This is a genomic window from Polyangium sp. y55x31 (assembly GCF_029946505.1).
In the GTDB taxonomy this organism is placed as follows: Bacteria; Myxococcota_A; Polyangia; order Polyangiales; family Polyangiaceae; genus Polyangium.
In genome coordinates, this window is the sequence record NZ_JARZHG010000002.1 from 672,206 (window position 1) to 692,255 (window position 20,050).

16 protein-coding genes are annotated in these 20,050 nt (G+C 68.8%); 4 read left to right on the forward strand and 12 right to left on the reverse strand.

Going from position 1 to position 20,050, the window contains the following annotated elements; translation table 11 throughout:
• Positions 1-2 precede the first annotated feature (2 nt).
• A complete protein-coding gene (locus QHF84_RS05815) occupies positions 3-1,115 on the forward strand; it encodes an RluA family pseudouridine synthase (protein WP_281312171.1) in 1,113 nt (370 codons plus the stop codon).
• On the opposite strand, the gene QHF84_RS05820 is transcribed toward QHF84_RS05815, so the two are convergent.
• The 9 genes from QHF84_RS05820 to QHF84_RS05860 all read right to left on the reverse strand — a co-directional run bounded on the left by QHF84_RS05820 (position 1,109) and on the right by QHF84_RS05860 (position 12,409).
• Entirely contained in the window at positions 1,109-1,819 is a 711-nt protein-coding gene (locus tag QHF84_RS05820) for a hypothetical protein (RefSeq protein ID WP_281312172.1), read from the reverse strand. The genes QHF84_RS05815 and QHF84_RS05820 overlap by 7 nt on opposite strands.
• A 37-nt stretch (positions 1,820-1,856) precedes the next feature.
• On the reverse strand, positions 1,857-2,162 hold the full coding sequence (locus tag QHF84_RS05825; RefSeq protein WP_281312173.1) for a hypothetical protein: 306 nt from the start codon (positions 2,160-2,162) through the stop codon (positions 1,857-1,859).
• An 11-nt stretch (positions 2,163-2,173) separates the two neighbouring features.
• On the reverse strand, positions 2,174-3,550 hold the full coding sequence (locus tag QHF84_RS05830) for a ParA family protein (RefSeq protein ID WP_281312174.1): 1,377 nt from the start codon (positions 3,548-3,550) through the stop codon (positions 2,174-2,176).
• Between the two features lie 215 nt (positions 3,551-3,765).
• On the reverse strand, positions 3,766-5,343 hold the full coding sequence (gene purH, locus QHF84_RS05835; protein WP_281312175.1) for a bifunctional phosphoribosylaminoimidazolecarboxamide formyltransferase/IMP cyclohydrolase: 1,578 nt from the start codon (positions 5,341-5,343) through the stop codon (positions 3,766-3,768).
• 78 nt (positions 5,344-5,421) lie between these two features.
• Entirely contained in the window at positions 5,422-7,914 is a 2,493-nt protein-coding gene (lon, locus tag QHF84_RS05840; protein WP_281312176.1) for an endopeptidase La, read from the reverse strand.
• A gap of 129 nt (positions 7,915-8,043) precedes the next feature.
• Positions 8,044-9,300: an ATP-dependent Clp protease ATP-binding subunit ClpX gene (gene clpX, locus QHF84_RS05845; protein WP_271924572.1), complete on the reverse strand. Its 1,257-nt coding sequence runs from the start codon at positions 9,298-9,300 to the stop codon at positions 8,044-8,046.
• A gap of 441 nt (positions 9,301-9,741) precedes the next feature.
• Entirely contained in the window at positions 9,742-10,455 is a 714-nt protein-coding gene (locus QHF84_RS05850; protein ID WP_281312177.1) for an ATP-dependent Clp protease proteolytic subunit, read from the reverse strand.
• 270 nt (positions 10,456-10,725) lie between these two features.
• The gene (gene tig, locus QHF84_RS05855) at positions 10,726-11,991 is read right to left on the reverse strand and encodes a trigger factor (RefSeq protein ID WP_281312178.1); all 1,266 of its coding nucleotides are present in this window, start codon (positions 11,989-11,991) and stop codon (positions 10,726-10,728) included.
• Between the two features lie 247 nt (positions 11,992-12,238).
• Positions 12,239-12,409: a transcriptional regulator gene (locus QHF84_RS05860; protein WP_281312179.1), complete on the reverse strand. Its 171-nt coding sequence runs from the start codon at positions 12,407-12,409 to the stop codon at positions 12,239-12,241.
• A gap of 457 nt (positions 12,410-12,866) precedes the next feature.
• Between QHF84_RS05860 and QHF84_RS05865 the strand changes: the two genes are divergently transcribed.
• Genes QHF84_RS05865 through QHF84_RS05875 form a run of 3 tightly spaced genes read left to right on the forward strand, consistent with a single transcriptional unit; the run spans position 12,867 to position 15,147 of the window.
• Positions 12,867-13,664, forward strand: a complete 798-nt coding sequence (locus QHF84_RS05865) for an AAA family ATPase (protein WP_281312180.1) — start codon at positions 12,867-12,869, stop codon at positions 13,662-13,664.
• Positions 13,661-14,569, forward strand: a complete 909-nt coding sequence (locus QHF84_RS05870; RefSeq protein ID WP_281312181.1) for a ParB/RepB/Spo0J family partition protein — start codon at positions 13,661-13,663, stop codon at positions 14,567-14,569. The genes QHF84_RS05865 and QHF84_RS05870 overlap by 4 nt, the downstream gene beginning before the upstream one ends.
• Positions 14,570-14,595: 26 nt before the next feature.
• Positions 14,596-15,147, forward strand: coding sequence for a VTT domain-containing protein (locus tag QHF84_RS05875; RefSeq protein WP_281312182.1), 552 nt, complete (start codon positions 14,596-14,598; stop codon positions 15,145-15,147).
• Here QHF84_RS05875 and QHF84_RS05880 read toward each other — a convergent pair whose 3' ends face one another.
• The 3 genes from QHF84_RS05880 to QHF84_RS05890 are packed head-to-tail and all read right to left on the reverse strand — an operon-like array spanning position 15,148 to position 19,750.
• A complete protein-coding gene (locus QHF84_RS05880; RefSeq protein ID WP_281312183.1) occupies positions 15,148-16,158 on the reverse strand; it encodes a tetratricopeptide repeat protein in 1,011 nt (336 codons plus the stop codon).
• Positions 16,155-18,941: a [protein-PII] uridylyltransferase gene (glnD, locus tag QHF84_RS05885; RefSeq protein ID WP_281312184.1), complete on the reverse strand. Its 2,787-nt coding sequence runs from the start codon at positions 18,939-18,941 to the stop codon at positions 16,155-16,157. The genes QHF84_RS05880 and glnD overlap by 4 nt, the downstream gene beginning before the upstream one ends.
• Entirely contained in the window at positions 18,938-19,750 is an 813-nt protein-coding gene (locus tag QHF84_RS05890; RefSeq protein WP_281312185.1) for a CheR family methyltransferase, read from the reverse strand. Before QHF84_RS05890 ends, glnD begins: the two co-directional genes overlap by 4 nt.
• Positions 19,751-20,050: the final 300 nt, after the last annotated feature.

Sequence of the window (20,050 nt, forward strand, 5' to 3'; positions counted from 1 at the left end):
CCATGACGCGCATCAGCGCGCGCGAGCTCGGCTCCACGGAAGGCCCGTTCGGGCGAGGGATCAAGGTCGTACGCCCGGACGAGGTGCCCGAGGGGTCCGTCGTCTCCATCCTGCGCGTGCCCCCGGAGGCGAAGGGCATGCGGCTCGACCGGTTCGTGCAATCGCAGCTCAAGCGGACGAGCCGGACCCGCGCCCAGAAAATCATCGAGCACGGCGCCTACGCCCCGGATGCGCGCCGCCTGCGAGGCAATGACCGCGTGCAAGCCGAGCAGCTCATCCTGCTCTGGCGTCCGCCCTGGGACGAGAAGGCGCCCGACGTCACGCTGCGCATCCTGCACGAGGACGCGCACCTGCTCGCGGTGGACAAACCCGCGGGGATCCCCGTGCATCCGACGGCGCGTTACCACCAGAGCACGGTGGTGAAGCTGCTCGAGAACGCCCGCGACGGCGAGCGGCTCATGCTCTCGCACCGCCTCGACCGGGAGACGAGCGGGGTCCTTCTGCTCGCGCGGACGAGCGAGGCGGACCGTCACGTGAAATGGCAGTTCGCCCGCGGCGCCACGCGGCCCGGCGCCGAGGAGCGCAGCGTCCACAAGGAGTACCTGGCGATCACCTGGGGCGCGGACGACGAGGACTCGTTCCGTGTCGATGCGCCGCTCGAGCTCGATCCGACGAGCCGCTACGGCGTGAAGATGCGCGTCGCCCGGCCCGGCGAGGGTTTGCCCTCGGCCACGCGTTGCGCCGTGATCGGGAGGCGGAGAAACCCCGCCACCGGAAAACTCTACGCGCTCGTGCGGTGCACGCTGGAGACGGGACGGCAGCACCAGATCCGCGTGCACCTCGCGTCGCGCGGGACGCCGGTCGTCGGGGACAAACTGTACGGCCCGGACGACGAGCTCTTCGGTCGTGGCGCGGACGGGCTGCTCACGGACGAGGACCGATCGCTCCTCGAGCTCGATCGGCACGCGCTGCACGCGGCGGTGCTGGAGCTCGATCACCCGGCGGAAGAAGGGCGCAGGCTCCGTGTGGAGGCGCCGCTGCCGCCGGATCTCGAAGACTTCTGGGCGAGCCTGGAAGAGGCCGGTCCTTCGGTTGCTCCACCAACGGATCAGTAAAGCGGGATCTGATCCCCCGAAGGCGGCCGAGGCGCCGGAGGAAGCGCGCCGCCACGACGCCGACCCACAGCACCGAGCGCCCCGCCGAACGTGGCCGCGAGCAGCGAGATCACGGCGCCCGCGAAGGTGAGCCACGCGGCACGGACGAGCTCGCCCCGGTCGATCCGGAACGTCGAGCCGAACGGCTCGGTCGTCCGCTGGGCGAACGTGAACGCCGGCTCGAAGCCCGTCGGCTGCCCGAACTCCTGCGTGCCCCAGAACGGCTGCGCCCCGTTTCCCGCGACGAACACGAGCAGCGCGAGCGAGACGGCCCAGGTGAGCACGCCCGAGAGCGCGCCGTCCCAGCGACGAATCGCGCCGCCGAGCTTGGCCGCCGCGTAGCTGCCCACGAAGAGGGCGACGAGCGAGGCGAAGGACATCCACAAGGCCATGCCCACGCCGAGGCGCTCGAGCGACGTGCGGCCCCTCGGATCGAGGACGGACACGCCGGTCGCGAACCCGAACAGCCCGAGGAGCACGAGCGTGCCGAGCGCCAGGAAGAGCCCGGCGAGCACGGAGCTCCACCGGATGCGCGAGAGGTCACGCTCCTCGAAGGCGTCGAGCATCTTCCGCACGCCGGACGGCGGCATCTGCTCGTCGATCGTTGGCGTCGCAGGGACCTCGCCGAGATCCTGCGGGGGTGGCTTGATGGGCGCGTTCGACATCGCCCCGGCGCGGTGCAAGCGCCGAGCCGCGGACGGATCAGATGCCCTTCGGCACCTTGTCCAGATCAACCTGCTCGAGCGCGTGACGGATGAGCGCGCTGCGGCTCGCCTTGGTCAAACCACGTGCCTTCAAGGCCTCGACCATCTCGTCCAGACGCTCGAGGTCGTCCGTGTACATCGAGATGCAGATGACCTTGTAATGCGTCGGGCGTTCCGCGGCGGGCTTCTGCGCGCGCGCCGGCTTCCCCGCGGGCGTGTAAAACGCCCCGGAGAGGACCCCTTCGACCTCGTCGCGATCGAGGAGCGCGTGCGCGGCCTCAGAGAATTCGCCCTCGTGCTTCATCGTCCTCTCTCCTAAGCGGTCGCTGCGGCGCGGCTCGCGGGCTTCGCGTCCTTCGTGTCCTTCGCGCCCTTCGCCGCGCCCTCGCGGCTCTGGATGATGCGGTCCACGACGACGCCGTAATCGTCTGCGGCGGGCGTGCCGGCGGCGTACTCGAAGATCGTCTGTCCCTGCGCCGGCGCTTCCTTCACCTTGATGGCGGCGCGCACCGGGGGCAGGCACCGATCGCCGAAGTGTTGCTTCAGCGTGGTGACGGCCTCGCGGCAGATCTTCGCGCGCGCATCGAAGAACGTGGGGAGCACGCCCCAGATCTGCACCGGGTGATGCAGGAGCGAGTTCACGTTCTTCACGGTCTTGATGACCTGACGCACGCCGACGAGCGAGAGGTAGTCGCAAGCGACGGGCACGAGCACGCTGTCGGCGAAGACAAGCGCGTTTTGGTTCATCAAGGACAGGCTCGGCGAGCAGTCGAGCACCACGTAGTCGTAACCCGCGGCCGCGGCGCTCAGGCGCTCGCAGAGCACACGGTCGCGGTTTTGGCGGCCCGCGAGGTAGAGCTCGGCGGCGGCCAGCGTCTCGTTGGAGCCCAAAAGGTCCAGGTTCGGACGAACGACACGCGTCGCGTCCGCGACCCGAAGGCCCATCACGAGGACGTGGTAGAGCGAGCGCTCGACGTTCGCGCCGAGCGAGACGGACACGTTGCCCTGCGCGTCCGTGTCGACGAGCAGGACCTTCTTGCCGCGCGACGCGAGGCCTGCGGCGATGCTCACGGCCGTCGTCGTCTTGCCCGTGCCGCCCTTGTGGTTGAACACGGCGAGGTAACGCGGCACGGACGCGTCCGCGGCCTGCTCCTTCGGCGCCTCGGGCGCGGCGGGTGCGGCCTGCGAGGCTTGCGCCGCCGGGGTGGTCCGCTTGTTCGCGACCTGCGGCACCACGGGTACGGCCACGGCCGGCGAGGTCGACGAGGACGCGCGCTTCGTCGGCGTCGCGGAGCTCGCCGGGCCTGCCGCGCGTGGCGCCACGGTCCGCGGCACGGACTGCGGCGGCGGCGAAGGCGCGACGGCCTGCGGCGTGACCTCGGCGGCGATCTCGCCGAGCCGGACACCGCTCGCTTCCCGCTGGAGCTGCGTCCGGCAGGGCATCGAGCACGCGTAGGTGCGACGTCCGTTCAGGTACATCACCTGGGACGCGAGCTCGGGCTGGAACCGCTTCGCGCAGGCGTCACACGTGGCGAGCTTGTCGCCCTGCCCTTCGCCGCCGAGCTGGCTCTTCTCCAGGCACTTCTGGGAGCAGTAGAACGAGAACCCACCGTCCCGCTCCTCCATCTGGTAGCGGAACTGGACGTCGAACTCCGACCCGCAAACGCTGCACGACTCCCTGATCCCGGCCACCGCCACGCTCCTTGAAGCTCGCCGCGGCGCCCCGCCGCGACGCTGTAAGCCACCAACAGCACAGCTAGATCGGGGTGGCCAAATTTTTTGTGTGCGTTTTTTTGCCTAGATCCGTGAGGCTGGATCCATCGGCGGTGCGGAAGGACGCCGCGAGGGGTCGAGACGGGGCGTTTGGCGGGGCGCGGGGGCGGCGGCGAGGGAGAAAAAAGCCGCGATCAGTGCCGGAAATGCCGGACGCCCGTGAAGATCATCGCAGCGCCGGCCTTGTCCGCGGCCGCGATCACGTCGGCGTCCTTCACGCTCCCGCCCGGCTGCACGAAGGCCGTCACGCCATGCTCGAGGGCGAGCTCGACGCCGTCCGGGAACGGGAAAAACGCGTCCGACGCGAGCACGGCGCCGCGGGCCTCGGCCTCGGCCTTGCGGCAGGCGATGCGCACGCTCTCGACGCGCGACATCTGCCCCGCGCCCACGCCGACCGTGCGGCCCTCCTTGGCGAGCACGATGGCGTTCGACTTCACGTGCTTGCAGACCTTCCACGCGAGGTCGAGCGCAGCGAGCTCCTCGGGCGTCGGCGCGCGCTTCGAGACGACCCGCGCCTTCTCGACCTCACCACGCGCAGTCGCGTCGCGCCCCTGCACGACGAGGCCGCCGCCCACGCGCTTCCAGGTGAGCTCGTCGAGCTCGGCCGGCAGGAGCACGCGCGTGGCGAGGAGGCGCAGGTTCTTTTTCGCGCGAAGGACCGGGAGCGCGTCGTCCGCGAACGAAGGCGCCACGACGCACTCGAGGAACGTCTCGGCGAGCGCCTCGGCCGTCGCGCGATCGACGGGCCGGTTCAGCGCGACGATCCCACCGAACGCGCTGAGGGCGTCGGCGTCGCGCGCGAGCCGATAAGCACGCTCGATCGAATCGGCCACGGCCACGCCCGAGGGGTTCGCGTGCTTCACCACGACGGCCGCGGGCCGCTCGTGCTCACGCACCGCTTCGAGCGCGGCATCGACGTCGACGAGGTTGTTGAACGAGAGCTCCTTGCCGCCGGCGCCGAGCGAGTCGGCGAGCGAGAGCGAGCCCTCGGGCGCGCTGCGCTCGCGGTAGAACGCGCCCGATTGATGCGGGTTCTCGCCGTACCGAAGGCCGTACGCGCGTTCGAACGTGAGCGTCAGATACCGCGGATACGCCTCGCGCTTCGGAGGCGCCTTCTCCTCGGCCGGATCCGGATCGCCGAGCGACGACAGGTACGCCGACACCGCGCCGTCGTACGCGGCCGTGTGCGCGAACGCCTTCGCCGCGAGCTTGCGCCGCGTCGCGGCCGACACCTCGCCGCTCGCCTCGAGCTCGGCGAGCACGGCCTCGTAATCGGCCGGATCACACACGACGGCGACGCGATCGTGGTTCTTCGCGGCGCTGCGCACCATCGCGGGCCCGCCGATGTCGATCTGCTCGATCACCTCGGCGAGCAACGCGCCCGGCTTCGCGACGGTCTGCGTGAAGGGATAGAGGTTCACGGCGACGAGGTCGATCGGGGCGCCGCCGAGGCGCTCGAGGTCGGCCTGGTCGATGTCGCCGCGCATGAGGATGCCGCCGTGCACGCGCGGGTGGAGCGTCTTCACGCGCCCGCCCATCACCTCGGGCGAGCCCGTGAAGGACTCCACGCTGGTGACGGCTAGCCCCGCGTCTGCGAGCGCTTTGAGCGTGCCGCCGGTCGAGAGGATCTCCACGCCCCGCGCCGCGAGCGCGCGCGCGAACGGAAGGAGTCCCGCCTTGTCGTAGACCGAGATGAGGGCTCGTCGGATCATGGCGGCGAGCGACTAGCGCGCCGCCGCGATCCTTGCCAGCAGGGAGATGCGAGGAAACGAGGAGGGCTGCGACCTGGCCTAGGCGCCAGGCTGTTCGGCCGGCGAATCGGCCGGGAGCGACGGCATGGACGGAGCGGGCGAGCCGTTCGGCGTGACGAGCTCGCCGTCGCGGTACTCCAGGCGGGCGTGCGGCGGGCCGAACGTCGCCTCGGGGTCCTTCACGATGAGCGCCTCGCGCAGGACGTCGTCGACGTGCTCGACGAGCACGAGCCGCAAGGCACGCAGCACGCGGCGCGGGACGTCGCGCAGATCCTTGCGGTTCTCCTTGGGCAGGACGACGGTCGAGATGCCGCTCCGGTGCGCCGCGAGCAGTTTCTCCTTGAGCCCGCCGATCGCGAGCACGCGGCCCCGCAGCGTGACCTCACCCGTCATCGCGAGGTCCTGACGAACGGGGACCTTCATGAGCGCGCTGCACACGGCCGTCACCATCGTGACGCCCGCGCTCGGCCCGTCCTTGCGCACGAAGTCGGGGAAGTGCACGTGCACGTCCGCCTTCTGGTACGCGTCGCTCGACAGCCCGAGCCGCTCGAGGTGCGAGCGCACGTAGCTCATCGCGGCCTGTGCGCTCTCCTCCATGCCCTTCTCGATCAGGCCCGTCACCACGAGCTTGCCCTTGCCCGGCAGGACCACGGCCTCGGCGGGCAGGAGATCGCCGCCGACGCTGGTCACCGCGAGGCCGTTCACGAGGCCGACCTCGTCCTTCTCGGCGCGCCGGCCGAGCCGGTACTTGGGCACGCCGAGGAACTTCGGGATGCTCTTCGCGCTGATCTCGATGGGTTTGTCCTTCCCCTCGTTCACCACCTTGCGCGCGACCTTGCGGCAGACGCTCGCAATCTCGCGCTCGAGAGAGCGCACGCCGCTCTCCTTCGTGTAGTGGTGGATGATCGTCCGGACCGCGCCCTCGCTGAAGTTCATGTTCACGTCCTCGAGCCCGCACTCCTTGCGCTGGCGCGGCACGAGGTACTTCAGCGAGATGTTGAGCTTCTCGAACTCGGTGTAGCCGGAGAGCTGGATGATCTCCATGCGGTCCTGCAGCGGTACCGGGATGCCGCCGAGGGTGTTTGCCGTCGTGATGAACATCACGTCGGAGAGGTCGTAATCGAGGTCGAGGTAGTGATCGTTGAACGCGTGGTTCTGCTCGGGATCGAGGACCTCGAGCAGCGCCGCCGCAGGGTCGCCGCGGAAGTCGGTCGACATCTTGTCGACCTCGTCGAGCAGGAAGACGGGGTTGTTCGTCCCGGCCTTCTTGAGGCTCTGGATGAGCTTGCCCGGCAGCGCGCCGATGTACGTGCGGCGATGGCCGCGAATCTCGGCCTCGTCGCGGACGCCGCCGAGCGAGAGGCGGACGAACCTGCGCCCCGTGGCGCGCGCGATGCTCTTCGCGAGGCTCGTCTTGCCGACGCCGGGAGGACCGACGAAGCAGAGCACCGGGCCCTTGAGCTTCTTCGTGAGCGCCTGGACCGCGAGGTACTCGAGGATGCGCTCCTTGATCTTGCGCAGCCCGTAATGGTCCTCGTCGAGGATCTTCTCCGCCTCCGCGAGGTCGAAGCGCTCCTCGCTCTTCTCGTACCAGGGCAGGTCGAGGATCCAGTCGATGTAGTTGCGCACGACGGTCGCTTCCGCGCTCGTCGGGTGCATCATCTTGAGCTTCTTCAGCTCTTTCTTGACCTTCGCGGTGGCCTCTTTGCTCATCCGCTTGGTCTTCAAAGCTTCTTCGATCTCTTGGATCTCGTTCTTGAACTCGTCGCGCTCGCCGCCGCCCAGCTCCTTCTGGATGGCCTGCATCTGCTCGTTCAGGTAGTACTCCTTCTGCGTCTTCTCCATCTGCTTCTTGACGCGGGAGCGGATCTTCTTCTCTACCTGAAGGATCTCGATCTCGGCCTGCATCAGCTCGATGAGGCGCTCGAGCCGCTGCTTCGGATCGTCCGTCTCGAGCAGGCTCTGGCGATCGGCGAGCTTGATGGTCGGCAGGTTCGCGACGATGGCGTCGGCGAGCCGCGAGGCGTCGTCGATGGCCTGCACGGCCATCAGGACCTCGGGCTGGATCTTCTTGTTGAGCTTTACGTAGACCTCGAAGGTGCTCTGCACGCTTCGCATGAGCGCCTCGACCTCGACGCTCGACGCGGCCTTCTCGGGGATCTCCTCGTACTCGACGAGGAAGAAGGCGTCCGACTGGACGAACTTCTTGATCTTCGCCCGACGCTTGCCCTCGATAAGCACCTTCACCGTCCCGTCGGGCAGGCGGAGGAGCTGCATGATCACGCCGACGGAGCCGACGGCGAAGATGTCGTCCGCCGTCGGGTCGTTCGTCTTGGCGTTGCGTTGCGCCGCGAGGAAGATCTCCTTGCCCCGGTTCATCGCCTCGTCGAGCGCGGCGATCGAGCGCTCACGGCCGACGAAGAGCTGGGAGACCATATAAGGAAAGACGATGATGTCCCTGAGCGGCAGGAGGGGTGCGACCCCGCGCTCCGGGGCGGACTTGCCGCGATCGCTGTCGTTCTTGAAGAACATCCGACGTCTTTCTCGCCCCGGCGCGCGGCCGGGGCAAACGGGCCTACGGGTGATCGCTCGCTCGTGAAGATGAGCGAGGCGACGCGAGGAAGAGGGAAATGGAGTGGGGGAGGACGTCCTCCCCCGGCGCTAAGCGAGCTCCGCTTCTTTCTGGTAAACGATCAGCGGGGCTTCGTGCTTGAGGATGACATCCTCGCTGACGACGACCTCCTTCACGCCCGCGCGTGAGGGGACGTCGTACATGATGTCGAGCATCGCCGCTTCGAGGATGGCCCGCAGGCCACGCGCGCCGCTGTTGCGATCGAGCGCCTGCCGCGCGACCGCGGTGAGCGCGCCCTTCGTGAACTTGAGCTTCACGCCGTCCATCTCGAGCAGCTTCTGGTACTGCTTCACGAGGCTGTTCTTCGGCTTCGTGAGGATGTCGATCAGCGCGTCCTCGTTCAGCTCGTGCAGCGTCGCGATGATGGGCAAACGGCCGATGAACTCCGGGATCAGGCCGAACTTGAGGAGATCCTCGGGCTGGACCTGCGAGAGCAGGTCGCCGAGCTTGAACTCCTTCTTCGACCTGATCTCGGCGCCAAACCCGAGCGTGTTCTGCCCGACGCGGCGCTGGATGATCTGATCGAGCCCGACGAAGGCGCCGCCGCAGATGAACAGGATGTTCGTCGTGTCCACCTGCAGGAAATCCTGCTGCGGGTGCTTGCGGCCGCCCTTCGGAGGCACGTTCGCGATCGTGCCCTCGATGATCTTCAGGAGCGCCTGCTGCACGCCCTCGCCCGAGACGTCGCGCGTGATGCTCGGGTTGTCGCTCTTCCGGCTGATCTTGTCGATCTCGTCGATGTAGACGATGCCGCGCTGCGCGCGCTCGACGTCGTGATCGGCGTTCTGGAGGAGCTGGACGATGATGTTCTCGACGTCCTCACCGACGTAGCCCGCCTCGGTCAACGTCGTGGCGTCAGCGATCGCGAAGGGCACGTTGATGATCTTCGCGAGCGTCTGCGCGAGCAGCGTCTTGCCGGAGCCGGTCGGGCCGAGCAAAAGGATGTTCGACTTCTGCAGTTCGACGTCGTCCGAGTGCACCCGGCTGTCGATGCGCTTGTAGTGGTTGTGCACCGCGACCGAGAGAACCTTCTTCGCTCGGTGCTGCCCGACCACGTACTCGTCGAGGATGGCCTTGATGTCAGCCGGCTTGGGGATCGGGGCAGAGCCGGCGTACGGCTCGTCCTTCTCGACCTCCTCGGCAATGATGTCGTTGCAGAGCCCGATGCACTCGTCGCAGATGTACACCGTCGGCCCAGCGATGAGCTTCTTCACCTCCTTCTGCGATTTGCCGCAGAAGGAGCAGCTCAGATTGCCGTTCGAGTGATCGTCCCGCCTTCGCTCCACTTCGCCTCTCGCCTCTCTCGCCTCGCCGTGGCCCCAGCGCCTTGACGCCTCGGGCCCTTTTCCTTCGAGCATGCCCGGTGTCCGCAGCGGCGTTCACCGAGGCGCGCTCGACGACGAAAACGATGCTGAAAATCCGCGTTTTTCCAGCGTATCGCCGTGAGCGGATTCTAGTCCCCTACCCTGTGACCCGCAAGTTAACGCTCGTGCTTCGCGCGCTCGGTCGCCGCCCGTCCCTACGGCTACGGGCGGCGCGAGGCGTGCATTTCATGCACCTCGTGGCGCATTCATCTGACCGCAAGTGCCATCCGCGGCACAAGACGACGCGTACGGACGGATTGGTTTCGTCCAGGGCGCGTTCCCATCCACGCGGCCCGAAAACAGCCCGGGCCGCGTGCTCCCAGCCGAGCGCCCGCCCTTCGCGGGCGGGCGTCAAATCCTGCTTCACAGGGCCTGGGGCGAGCCCTTGATGCGCTTCGGCAGGACCTCGTCGATCAGGCCGTACTCCTTGGCCTGCGGCGCGCTCAGATAGAAGTCGCGCTCGATGTCCTTGGCGAGCTCCTCGCGATTCTTGCTCGTCGCGTCGGCGAGGATGTCGATCAAGGTCTCTTTCATCTTCTTGATCTCACGCGCCTGGATCTCGATGTCCGTCGCCTGGCCGCGCGCGCCGCCGAGAGGCTGATGGATCATCATGCGCGCATGCGGCAGCGCGTAACGGCGGCCCTTGTGGCCCGCCGCGAGCAGCACCGCGCCCATCGACGCAGCCTGGCCGATGCACATCGTCGAGACCGGGCAACGGACGTACTGCATCGTGTCGTACATCGCGAGGCCGCTCGTCACGATGCCACCAGGGCTGTTGATGTAGACCTGGATGTCCTTGTCGGGATCTTCGCTCTCGAGGAAGAGGAACTGCGCGATGACGGCGTTCGCCACGAAGTCGTCGATCTCGGTCCCGATGAAGACAATCCGGTCCTTGAGCAGACGGCTGAAGATGTTCCACTCGCGCTCGCCGCGGTGGGTCACCTCGGTGACCGTCGGCAGCACATACCCCTGCTCCCGGAGCGTGGTGAGGCCCGACGCCCGGTCGCGTTCCACCGCATCGTGGTCCCGCTCGAGAAACTCCATCGCCTGCTTACGTGTCTCGACTCGTCGGATCATCCAGGGCTCCGCTGTGGTTCGGCAAAAGGGTGCCGGGAGGCCCTAGTCGTGAGCCAGAAGCCTGCCGTTCGCAAGCCCGAACCGTGGGGTCGGTGTGAAGAAATGCGGCGGCCGAGCGTGAGCCGTTTTCGCGCTTCCGCGAGGGAATTTCGTTCGTGGTGGGAGAGGCTCGAAAGCCTGGAGAGACTCTCGGCGACGTGAAGACGAAAACGGGCGTGCTGGTGACACCAGCACGCCCGCTCGTGATGCCGCAGATCGTGTGCGAAGCTCTCAGGCTTCCGTGATCTTCGCGGCGGCCTCGATGAGATCGAGGATCTTGTCTTCCAGGATCATGCCGATCAGCATCTCCTGCTTCTTCGGATCGCGGTACTCGGCCTTGACCTTGGCGACGTTCTTGCCGGTCTGCTCGGCGAGCTCCTCGTAGCCCTTCTCGATGTCCTGCGGCGTGACCTGCACGGTCTTCGCCTTCGCGATCTCGGCCATGAGCAGGCCCGCACGGACCTTCGTCTCCGCGTCGGCATGCACGCGCGCGCGAAGCTCGGGCGTCATCTCGAGGCGCTGACCCTGACGGCGCGCCGCCGTGACGAGCTCGCGCTCCGTGAGCTGCGCCTGCTGCTCGACGAGCGAAGGCGGCACCGGGATCGGGTTCGCCTTGCAGAGCTCGAAGACGAGCTTCTCCGCGACGGAGTCGGTCGCCTTCTGCTTGAGCTCCTTCTCGATCTTCGCCGAGAGCGCGGCGCGCATGGCCTCGAGGTTCTCGTGGCCCACGTCCTTCGCGAACTCGTCGTCGACCTCGGGGAAGTTCCGCTCGCGGACCTCCTTCAGCGTGACGTGGAACGTGCCCGTCTTGCCGCGGAGCGACTCGTTCGTGTGGCGCTCGGAGAACTGGACCGTGGCGTCCTTGCTCTCGCCGACGTTCATGCCGGTGAGCACGTCCTCGATCTCCTTGAAGACCTGGCCGCTGCCGATCTCGGTCTCGATCTCCTGCGGCTTGTCCTCACGCGACTTGCCGTCGACGTCGAGGGTGAAGGCGATGCGCACGACGTCGCCGGCCTTCGCAGGACGCTCGGGCTCGGGCGTCGAGAGCGTCGCATGCTCGCGGCGAAGGCGCGCGACCTCGGCGTCGATCATGTCGGCCGAGACCTCGGTCTTCGGGCGGCTGACCTCGAAGCCCTCCCACTTCACCTCGGCGATGTCGGGACGGACCTCGAAGCGCGCCTTGTAGGAGAACGACTCCTCGGGGCGGAGCTCGACGGGGGCGATGTCGGGCTGCGAGAGGGGCTGCACCTGCTGCGAGGCGAGGGCTCGATTGAGCGTGGTGTCGACCAGCCGGCGAGCGACGTCCGCATGGATGCTGCCCGAGTAGAGGTGGGCGAGCACGTGGCGCGGCGCCTTGCCTTGGCGGAAGCCCCTCACGCGGGCGGAGCGCTGGAGGTTGGCGTAGGCCTTGTCCACCTCGGTGCGAACCTGCTCGGCAGGAATCTCGACCTTGAGCTCGACGAGGACCGGGGAGAGCTTTTCGACGGTGACTTGCATGGGCGTTCGTTGGAAGGAACGGCGCCATGCCATGCACGGCGAGAGGGGTCAAGCGAGGGCGGGTTTGAAGACAAAAAAAGAGCCCCGACGGAGAGGCGCCGTCGAGGCTCGGTCGGGTCCAAGCAACCCAGGAGGTCCTGGCGAGAACGTAGGGCTCGGTCCCCCGATGCGTCCGATGCCGCAAGGCATCAGGTGAACGCTCGGACGCATCGGGGGACGGAGGCCCGCTCGCGGCGGGCCCCCGGCCTCAGAAGTCGCGCATCGACGCGAAGGGATCGTCGTCCTGGTCGAGCTCGATCTCCTCCTCGAAGGAGGTGTCCTCGACGATGTCCTCGAGGCTCAGGTTGACGCGGGTGCCCCCACGGATGATCTCGCGCTCGAACTCGGCGAAGTTCTGGAAGCTCTTGGGCAGCGGCATGGCTCTCTCCTCGGCAGCGCGCGGGTTCGGCAGCCCGGGCGCGGAAAATCGGCTCAGGTCGATCGGCGGTCGTGGTTCGGGAAAAGCGGGAGGACGCGCGCAGGCGCGGTCAGGCTCGGCGCGGCCCAGAAGGCCCGCGCGAGCACGCGGTCGCACGCGGTCGACTCGTGGTGGGCGGCGAGGGCGCTCGCGAGCCGAAGCCCGCGGGCCCCAGGGCCCCTCCGGCCCCCAGAGCGGCGCGACATCGTTGGCGTCGACGACGTTGTCCCACATGCACCCACAGCGAGCGACATGTGCGCCACTGTAGATACTGGTGCGTCGAGGGCCAAAAAAACGTGATCGACGCGCCCTCGACGGGGGGGCGAGGGTCGTGTAAGCAGCCGCTACCCACGGGACCGTCCCCCGGGACGGACGACCCGCCTCCGCGCCCAAAGGCGCGGCGTTCCCGGCACATTTCATGGCCCCTTCGCCCCTCATCTATGCCGTCGCCAACCAGAAGGGCGGCGTTGGCAAAACGACGACCTCGGTGAACCTGGCCGCGAGCCTCGCCGCGGCGGAGAAGCGGACGCTGCTCGTGGACTGCGATCCGCAGGGCAACGCTTCGAGCGGCGTCGGCGTGCGCCGGCCGAGCATCGAGCGCTCGCTCTACGACGTGCTCATCGGCCGCTCGACGCTGCGCGAGACGGTGATCTCGACGTCGGTGCCGCGGCTCGACGTGGTGCCGGCGACGCAGGACCTCGTCGCCGCGGAGATCGAGCTCGTCGACGCGCCCGACCGCGCGACGAAGCTGCGCGACGCGCTACGGCCCCACGCCACAGGCTACGAGTACGTGATCCTCGACTGCCCGCCGAGCCTGGGCCTGCTCACGCTGAACGCGCTCGTGGCCGCGGACCGGGTGCTCGTGCCGCTGCAGTGCGAGTACTACGCGCTCGAGGGCCTGACGTACCTGATGGCGACGATCGACCGCGTGAAGGCGGCCTTCAACCCGGACCTCGGCGTCGAAGGGATCGTGCTCACGATGTACGACGGGCGGACCTCGTTGACGCACCAGGTCGCCGACGAGGTGAAGGGTCACTTCAAGGTCTTCGACTCGATCATCCCGCGAAACGTAAAACTCTCGGAGGCGCCGTCGCACGGCAAGCCCGTGCTGCTCTACGACGCCTCGTCGAAGGGCGCGCAGGGCTACCTGAGCCTGGCGCGCGAGATCCTCGAAGTGAACCGGCCGAAAGGCAAAGTCGCGAGGCCGAGGCCATGAGCACGGATCCGAAGAACGCGCCGCGCCGCGCCCTCGGCCGCGGGCTCGACGCGCTCCTGCCCGCCGCCGCGCCCCCGTCGCCCTCCGGCGCGTCGTACGGCGACAAGAGCGTGTTCACCTGCCCGATCGAGCGCATCGGCCCGCAGCCGGGGCAGCCGCGGCAGCACTTCGACGACGAGGCGCTCGAAGAGCTCGCGGCGTCGATCCGGGAGCACGGGATCCTCGAGCCGATCGTCGTGCGCCGCCCGCAGGCGGGCGCGGACAAGTACGAGATCATCGCCGGCGAGCGGAGATGGCGCGCGGCGCAACGCGCGGGCCTGAAGGACGTGCTCGTCGTGGTGAAGGACGTCTCGCCGAAGGAGGCGTTCGAGCTCGCGCTCGTGGAGAACGTGCAGCGCGAGGACCTGAACCCGATCGAGCTCGCCGAGGCGTTCGACCGGCTCTTGAAGGAGCACGGCTACACGCAGGAGTCGCTCGCGGAGCGCGTGGGCAAGAACCGCACGACGGTGACGAACAGCCTGCGGCTCCTGAAGCTGCCCGCGCGCGTGCGGTCGATGGTGATCGGCGGCGACCTCAGCGAGGGCCACGCGCGCGCGCTGCTCGGCGCGCCCGACGACAAGGCGATGGAAGACATCGCCGACAAGGCGGTGCGTGGTCGACTGCCGGTGCGCAAGGTCGAGGAGCTCGTGCGCTCGGCGCGCGGACCGAAAGAGGGCGGCGGCAAAGGCAACAAGGCCGACGGGCCCGCGCCGAAGTCGCCGGGCGTGAAAGACCTGGAAGCGCGGCTCATGCGCAAGCTCGGCGCGAAGGTCGAGGTCCGCGACAAGGACGGACGCGGCGAGATCGCCGTCGCCTACGGCTCGCTCGACGAGCTCGATCGAATCCTGAACCTGCTCGGCGCGTGAAGCGGATGTGAGGGCGGGCGCTTGCGGTGCCCGCCCGCTCGCCGCACGATGCCCTCGTGCCGGACGTCGTGCCTGCGCTCGCGATGTTCTTCGGGCTGATGGTGCTCGCGGCCTTCATCCCGCAGCCGCTGACGCCCGCGACGCTCCTGGCCGCGAAGGCGGCGCCGCCGTGGGCCCTCGCGCTCGTCGCGGCCGTCGCGGCGGCGCTGGCGGCCTTCCTCGATCACCGCCTCGTGCGCACGACGTTCCAGATCAAGGCGCTCGCGGAGATCCGGAAGAAGTCGCTTTTCCAGCGCGCCGAAGGCTGGGTGAAGGTCGCGCCGTTCCTGACGACGGCGGCCTTCGCGGCCTTGCCGCTGCCGTTCATCATCGTGCGGGTCTTGATGCCGCTCTCGGGCTACCCGGCGCTGCGATACGCCGTGGCCGTGGGGCTCGGGCGCGCGCCGCGCATCTACGTGATCGCGGTCGTGGGCAAGGAGCTCGACATCCCGACGGAGCTCCTGGTCGGGGCGATCGCGCTCGGCGCGCTCGTGTCGCTCGCCGCGTTCGTGCGGCAGAGGTGCGCGCCGAGAGCGTGATCAGCGCTTGTTGATCGCCTTGATCTCGCGGAGTTTGTCCTTCGCGGCCTTGCCGATGGGCGAGTCCTTCCCGAACTCGACGGCCTTGCCCATGGAGAACTCGGCGCTCTGCGGCTTCTGGAGCGCGAGCTGCGCGAGGCCCATGTAGTAGTACCCCGCGGCGTAGTCCGGCTTCACCTTGACGGACTCCTGGTAGTCCGCGAGCGCGCCGTTCTCGTCGCCGAGCTCGTGCTTGCATGTGCCACGACGGACGAACCACTCGGGGTCAGTTCCCTTGAGCTTGATCGCGCGGTCGAACGCGGCCACGCAGTCGCCGAACGCCTTGCCGTAGCCGAGCATGCGGCCGACCGTGACGAGCATCGCGGGATCGTCCTTCGTGCCTTCGAGGACCTTCTTCAGGTGCGGCACGGCCTTCTCGTGTTGCTTCGCCTCGGCGAGCATGGCCGCGTACTCGAAGCGCACCTCGACGCTGTCCCCCTTCGCGATGGCCGCATCGTAGGCCTTCGACGCGCCCTCGACGTCGCCCTTCAGGCCGAGCGCATAACCGAGGTTGCGGAGCATGCCGACGTCGCCGGGCGTCTTTTCGAGCGCCCCACGGAGGTACTTGATGGCGTCGTCGGCGCGCGGCGGGCTCGTCGAGAGGTAGATCGCCGCGAGGTTCTGCGCGGCCGCGGCGAGGCCCGGCTTGAGCTGGAGCGCGGCGAGGTAGGACTTCTCGGCGCCGGCGAGGTCGTTTTCCTTCTCCAGCACGAGGCCCATGTACGCGTGCGCCTCGGCGTTGTCCGGCGAAGCCTTGAGCGCGCGCTCGAGGTGGACCTTGCCGGCCGCGTACTGCTCCTTGTCGATGTAGGCGACGGCGCGCTGGAAATCGGTCTGCGCGGCGCCCTCGTTGATGCCCTCGGTGCCGCCGAGCGGCGGATCGGCGACGAGGTCGGGATCCTTCGGGGGCGGCGTGCTGCCGCATGCCGCGAGGAGAAGCGCCGTGACGCAAGGGAGGAGGAAGGCTCTCATCGCTCTGCGCGAGGAGGAGGAGGAGAAGACCATGGCCCGCTGTTTCCTTCTTGCTCGAGCGATTCGAGCACCGACTCGATTCGTTGCCGCACCTCGGCAGCACGCTTGCCCGGCGCCACTTTACCGCCATCCGCCTCGCTGACGTAGAACACGTCGGCCGCGCGTGTGCCCTCGGTGTTGATCTTGGCCACGATGATGCTGAGGCCGAGGCGGTAAAGCGCGTCGGAGATGGCGTGGAGGAGGCCCGGGCGATCCCGGGTCATCACCTCGATGACCGTGTGCCGCGGCGAAGCGCGATCGTCGATGGAGACCTGCGTGCGCACGCGCGGCGTCGCGCGGCCGGGCAGCGTGCTCTTGCCGCGCTTGCTCGCGAGCTCGGCCGTGGTCGTGCGGCCTTCGAGCACGGCGTCGAGGTCCCGCACGAGGACCGGCAACGCCCGCGCGACGCCCTCCACGCCCTCGGCGCGATCACGCACCCAGAAGAGGTCGACGGCCTCGACGGTGCCGCCTGGGAGGTGGCGCGAGTGAATCTGCGCGGCGTGCACTTCGAGGCGCGAGGCCGTGAGCGCAGCCGTGATCGACGCGAGGAGGCCCGGACGATCCGCGGCGATGACGCAGATCTCGGCGGCCTGCGGGTGCCTCGAAGGGACGAGCGCGACGCTGACCGTCCGGCCCTCGTGCTTGCGCGCGAGCTCGGCGTGCGCGGCGATCGCCGCGGGTGCGTTCGAAAGCAGGTAACGCTCGGGCATCGACGCGAGGTACGTCGGGACGAACGCTTGCCGCGCTGCCTGCTCCTCGTCCGAGGACGCGGGCAGCATGAGCGCGGCTTCGAGCACGGCCGACTGCGCGCGCGCGGAGCGCTCGTCCTCGCCGGGGTTGCCCGCGAGGGCGCGATCCGCGGCGAGGTAGAGCTCGTCGAGCATGCGCGCCTTCCACGAGGTCATCGACGTGGGGCTCGTCGTGGAGAGGTCGGCGACCGTGAGCAGGTAGAGCTCGGAGAGCGAGTCCCGATCGGGGATCACGCGTAAAAACTCTTCGATCGTCGCGGGATCGTCGAGGTCCCGCCGCGTCGCGACGTGGTACATGACGAGGTGCTGACGCACGAGGTGACACGCGGCCGCGACGTCCTCTGCCGGAAAGCCGAGGCGCTTCAGGATGACGTCGGCCATGACGGCGCCGCGCTCGCTGTGATCCTTGCCGCCGATCGCCTTGCCCACGTCGTGCAGGAGCGTCGCGAAGAACAGCATCGTCTTGCGCGTCGCCTCGGCCGCGAGACGGCACGCGAGCGGGTGCTCGGCCGTGAGCTCGCCACGCACGAGCGCCGCGAGCCTGTCGACGGCGGCCACCGAGTGAACGTCGACCGTGTACACGTGGTAGACGTCGTGGTGCACGCGCCCGACGACGGGCAAGAACTCGGGGATCATCGCGAGCAGGAGCCCGAGGTCGTGCATCTCGGCGAGCGGAGAGCCGCGCTTCAGGCGGGTCTCCTCGGTGGTCGAGACGAGCGCGCAGAAAAGGCGCGCAGCCTCGGGGCTCTCGCGCAGGCTCTCGGTCCAGGAAGGATCCGCCGCGGCGCGCGCGATCGCGTCGCGGGCCCACGGAAGGAGCGGCGCGCGGCGCTCGACGGCCGCCGAGAGCATACGCAGCGCGAGCGCGGGATCCTTCGTGACGAGCTCGAGCTCGCTCATCGTCACGCAGCCGTCGAACATGCGCACGCCGCCGCCGAGGTCCTCCTCGCGCGGCTTCTTCTTGCCGAGCAGCGGCGCGGCGCGCGCGAGCATGGTCTCCCGCGCGCTCGAGATGATGCGCGCGCTGCGGTAGTATGCGCTCATCATCTTCTCGACGGCCTCGCCGCCCTCGCCGTAGCCGAGCAGCGCCGCGATCGACTCTTGCTCGTCGAACGTGAGCCTGTCGCTGCGCCGCCCCGCGTGCGCGTGGAGCAGGTTCCGGATGCGGAAGAGCAGCTCGCGCGCAGCGGCGATCTCCGCCGATTCGCGCGGCAAGAGCGCCCCCACGCGCACGAGATCGTCGAGCTCGTGCACGCCGAAACGCGCCTTGCCCGCCCAGCCCGCGATGTCGAGATCACGCAGACCTCCCGCGCCGTTCTTCACATCCGGCTCGAGCAGGTACACCGATCCGCCGAACCGCGCGTGCCGCTCGCGCACCTCGTCCTCGAGCTGCGCGAGGAACCGAGGCAGCTCCGCGTGCGCGAAGAGGCCGGCATCACACCGCGTCTTCAGCTCGTCCGAGAGCGCGCGGCTCCCCGTGATGTGCCGGTAGTCGAGCAAGCTCGTCGCCGTGGGCAAATCCGAGCGGGCCGCTTCGACGAGCTGCTCGACCTTGCCGACCTGATGACCGATCGGCACGCCCATGTCCCAGAGCGGGTAGAGCAACGCCTCTGCCACGGCCACAGCCGCGCCGAGGTCGCGCGCGAGGAGCCGCACGTCGAGGTCACTGCCGAGCGCGAGCGCGCCGCGCCCGTACCCGCCCACGCCGCCGAGCGCGACCTCTTCGAACGCGTCGGCGACCTCCTTCGGTGCGGCCTCGCCGCCGGGCAAACGCAGACGTCCTTCGCGCGCCTCGGTCTGCAGGATCTCGAAGAGCCGCGTGAGGAGCTCGTCGCAGAGCCGCGCGTGCTTTCGGCCGAGCACGAGCCCGCATGCGTCGAGCGGCGCGGGGTGGCTGCTCGAAGGCACGAGCGCTTCGAGCTCGGCGCGTCGCGCGGACCATTCGCGGCGAAGATCCACGAGCGCGCCCGTCGGATCCTTCACCTCGGCGGTCATGCTCGTCGCTTCGGGGGACGGAGCGCGGTGACGGTGGGCGCGAGGCGCAAAGGCTCGAGGCCCATGCTGCGCAGGCGCAGGACCTCGCTCGCGGCCGAGAACAAAAGTCCCCCGTCTTCGAGCTCGTTCGCGAGCCGCATGGCGACCTGCTCGCCGGCCTGCGTCGTCAGATAGAGCAGCACGTTCTTGAACAGGATGATGTGGAACGGCCCCTGCGGCACGCGCTTGACGAGGTCGCACTCCTCGAACTCGACGGAGTTGCGCACGAGCAGGCCCACGCGCAGGCGGCCGTTCTGTTCGTCGCAGAAGCGCTCGACCCACGCGGGCGGGATGTCGCGCGCCGCCTCGCGGCCGTACGTCGCCTCGCGCGCGACCGCGATCGCCTCGGCCGAACGATCCACGCCGAGCACGCGGAAGCGACGGCGCGCCGCCGTGAGCAACATGCCCATCGTGTACGCCTCTTCGCCCGTGCTGCAGCCGGCCGAGAGCACCGCGAGCTCCACGTCCGCGGGGAAGAGCTTTTCGAGCTGACGCTCGATCACCTCCCACTGCGCGCCATCCCGATAGAAGCGCGTCTCGCCGACGCGCAGCGAGGTGACGATCTGCTCGACCGCCGCCTTGTCCTTGATGAGCTCCCGCGCGACCTCGTTCATGGACAGGCCGCTCTTGTACGACTGATGCTCGAGGTAGCGACGCACGCGATCGCGCACCCATCCGGGCGTAGCGCCGCTCGAGCCGAAGCCGAAGAGCTCTTCGGCGAGCCTCAGCGCGACGTCGACGGCTCGATCGCCCGAGTCAGGTCCAGACACGGATGAGCCCTTCACGCGCGCCATGCAAATCGTGTTCGCTGTCGAGAAGCTCGCGCGGCGCATGCGCTCTCCGCCACGCGCCGTCCCCGAGGCGCGCGCGGGGCATGTCATCGGCCGACCGGCTTCCCACTTCCATCGCGCCGCCAATTTATCACCAAGGCCCGGCCATCCAGGCCAAACATTCACTTTTCCGCCCCCCTTCCGCCGTGAACCCCGGTCCACGCTCCCGCTCGGCCGGCGTGATACACTCGGCTCCCCGAGGCGCTCGGCCGCCCGAGCTCCCTCGCATCGAACCCGGAA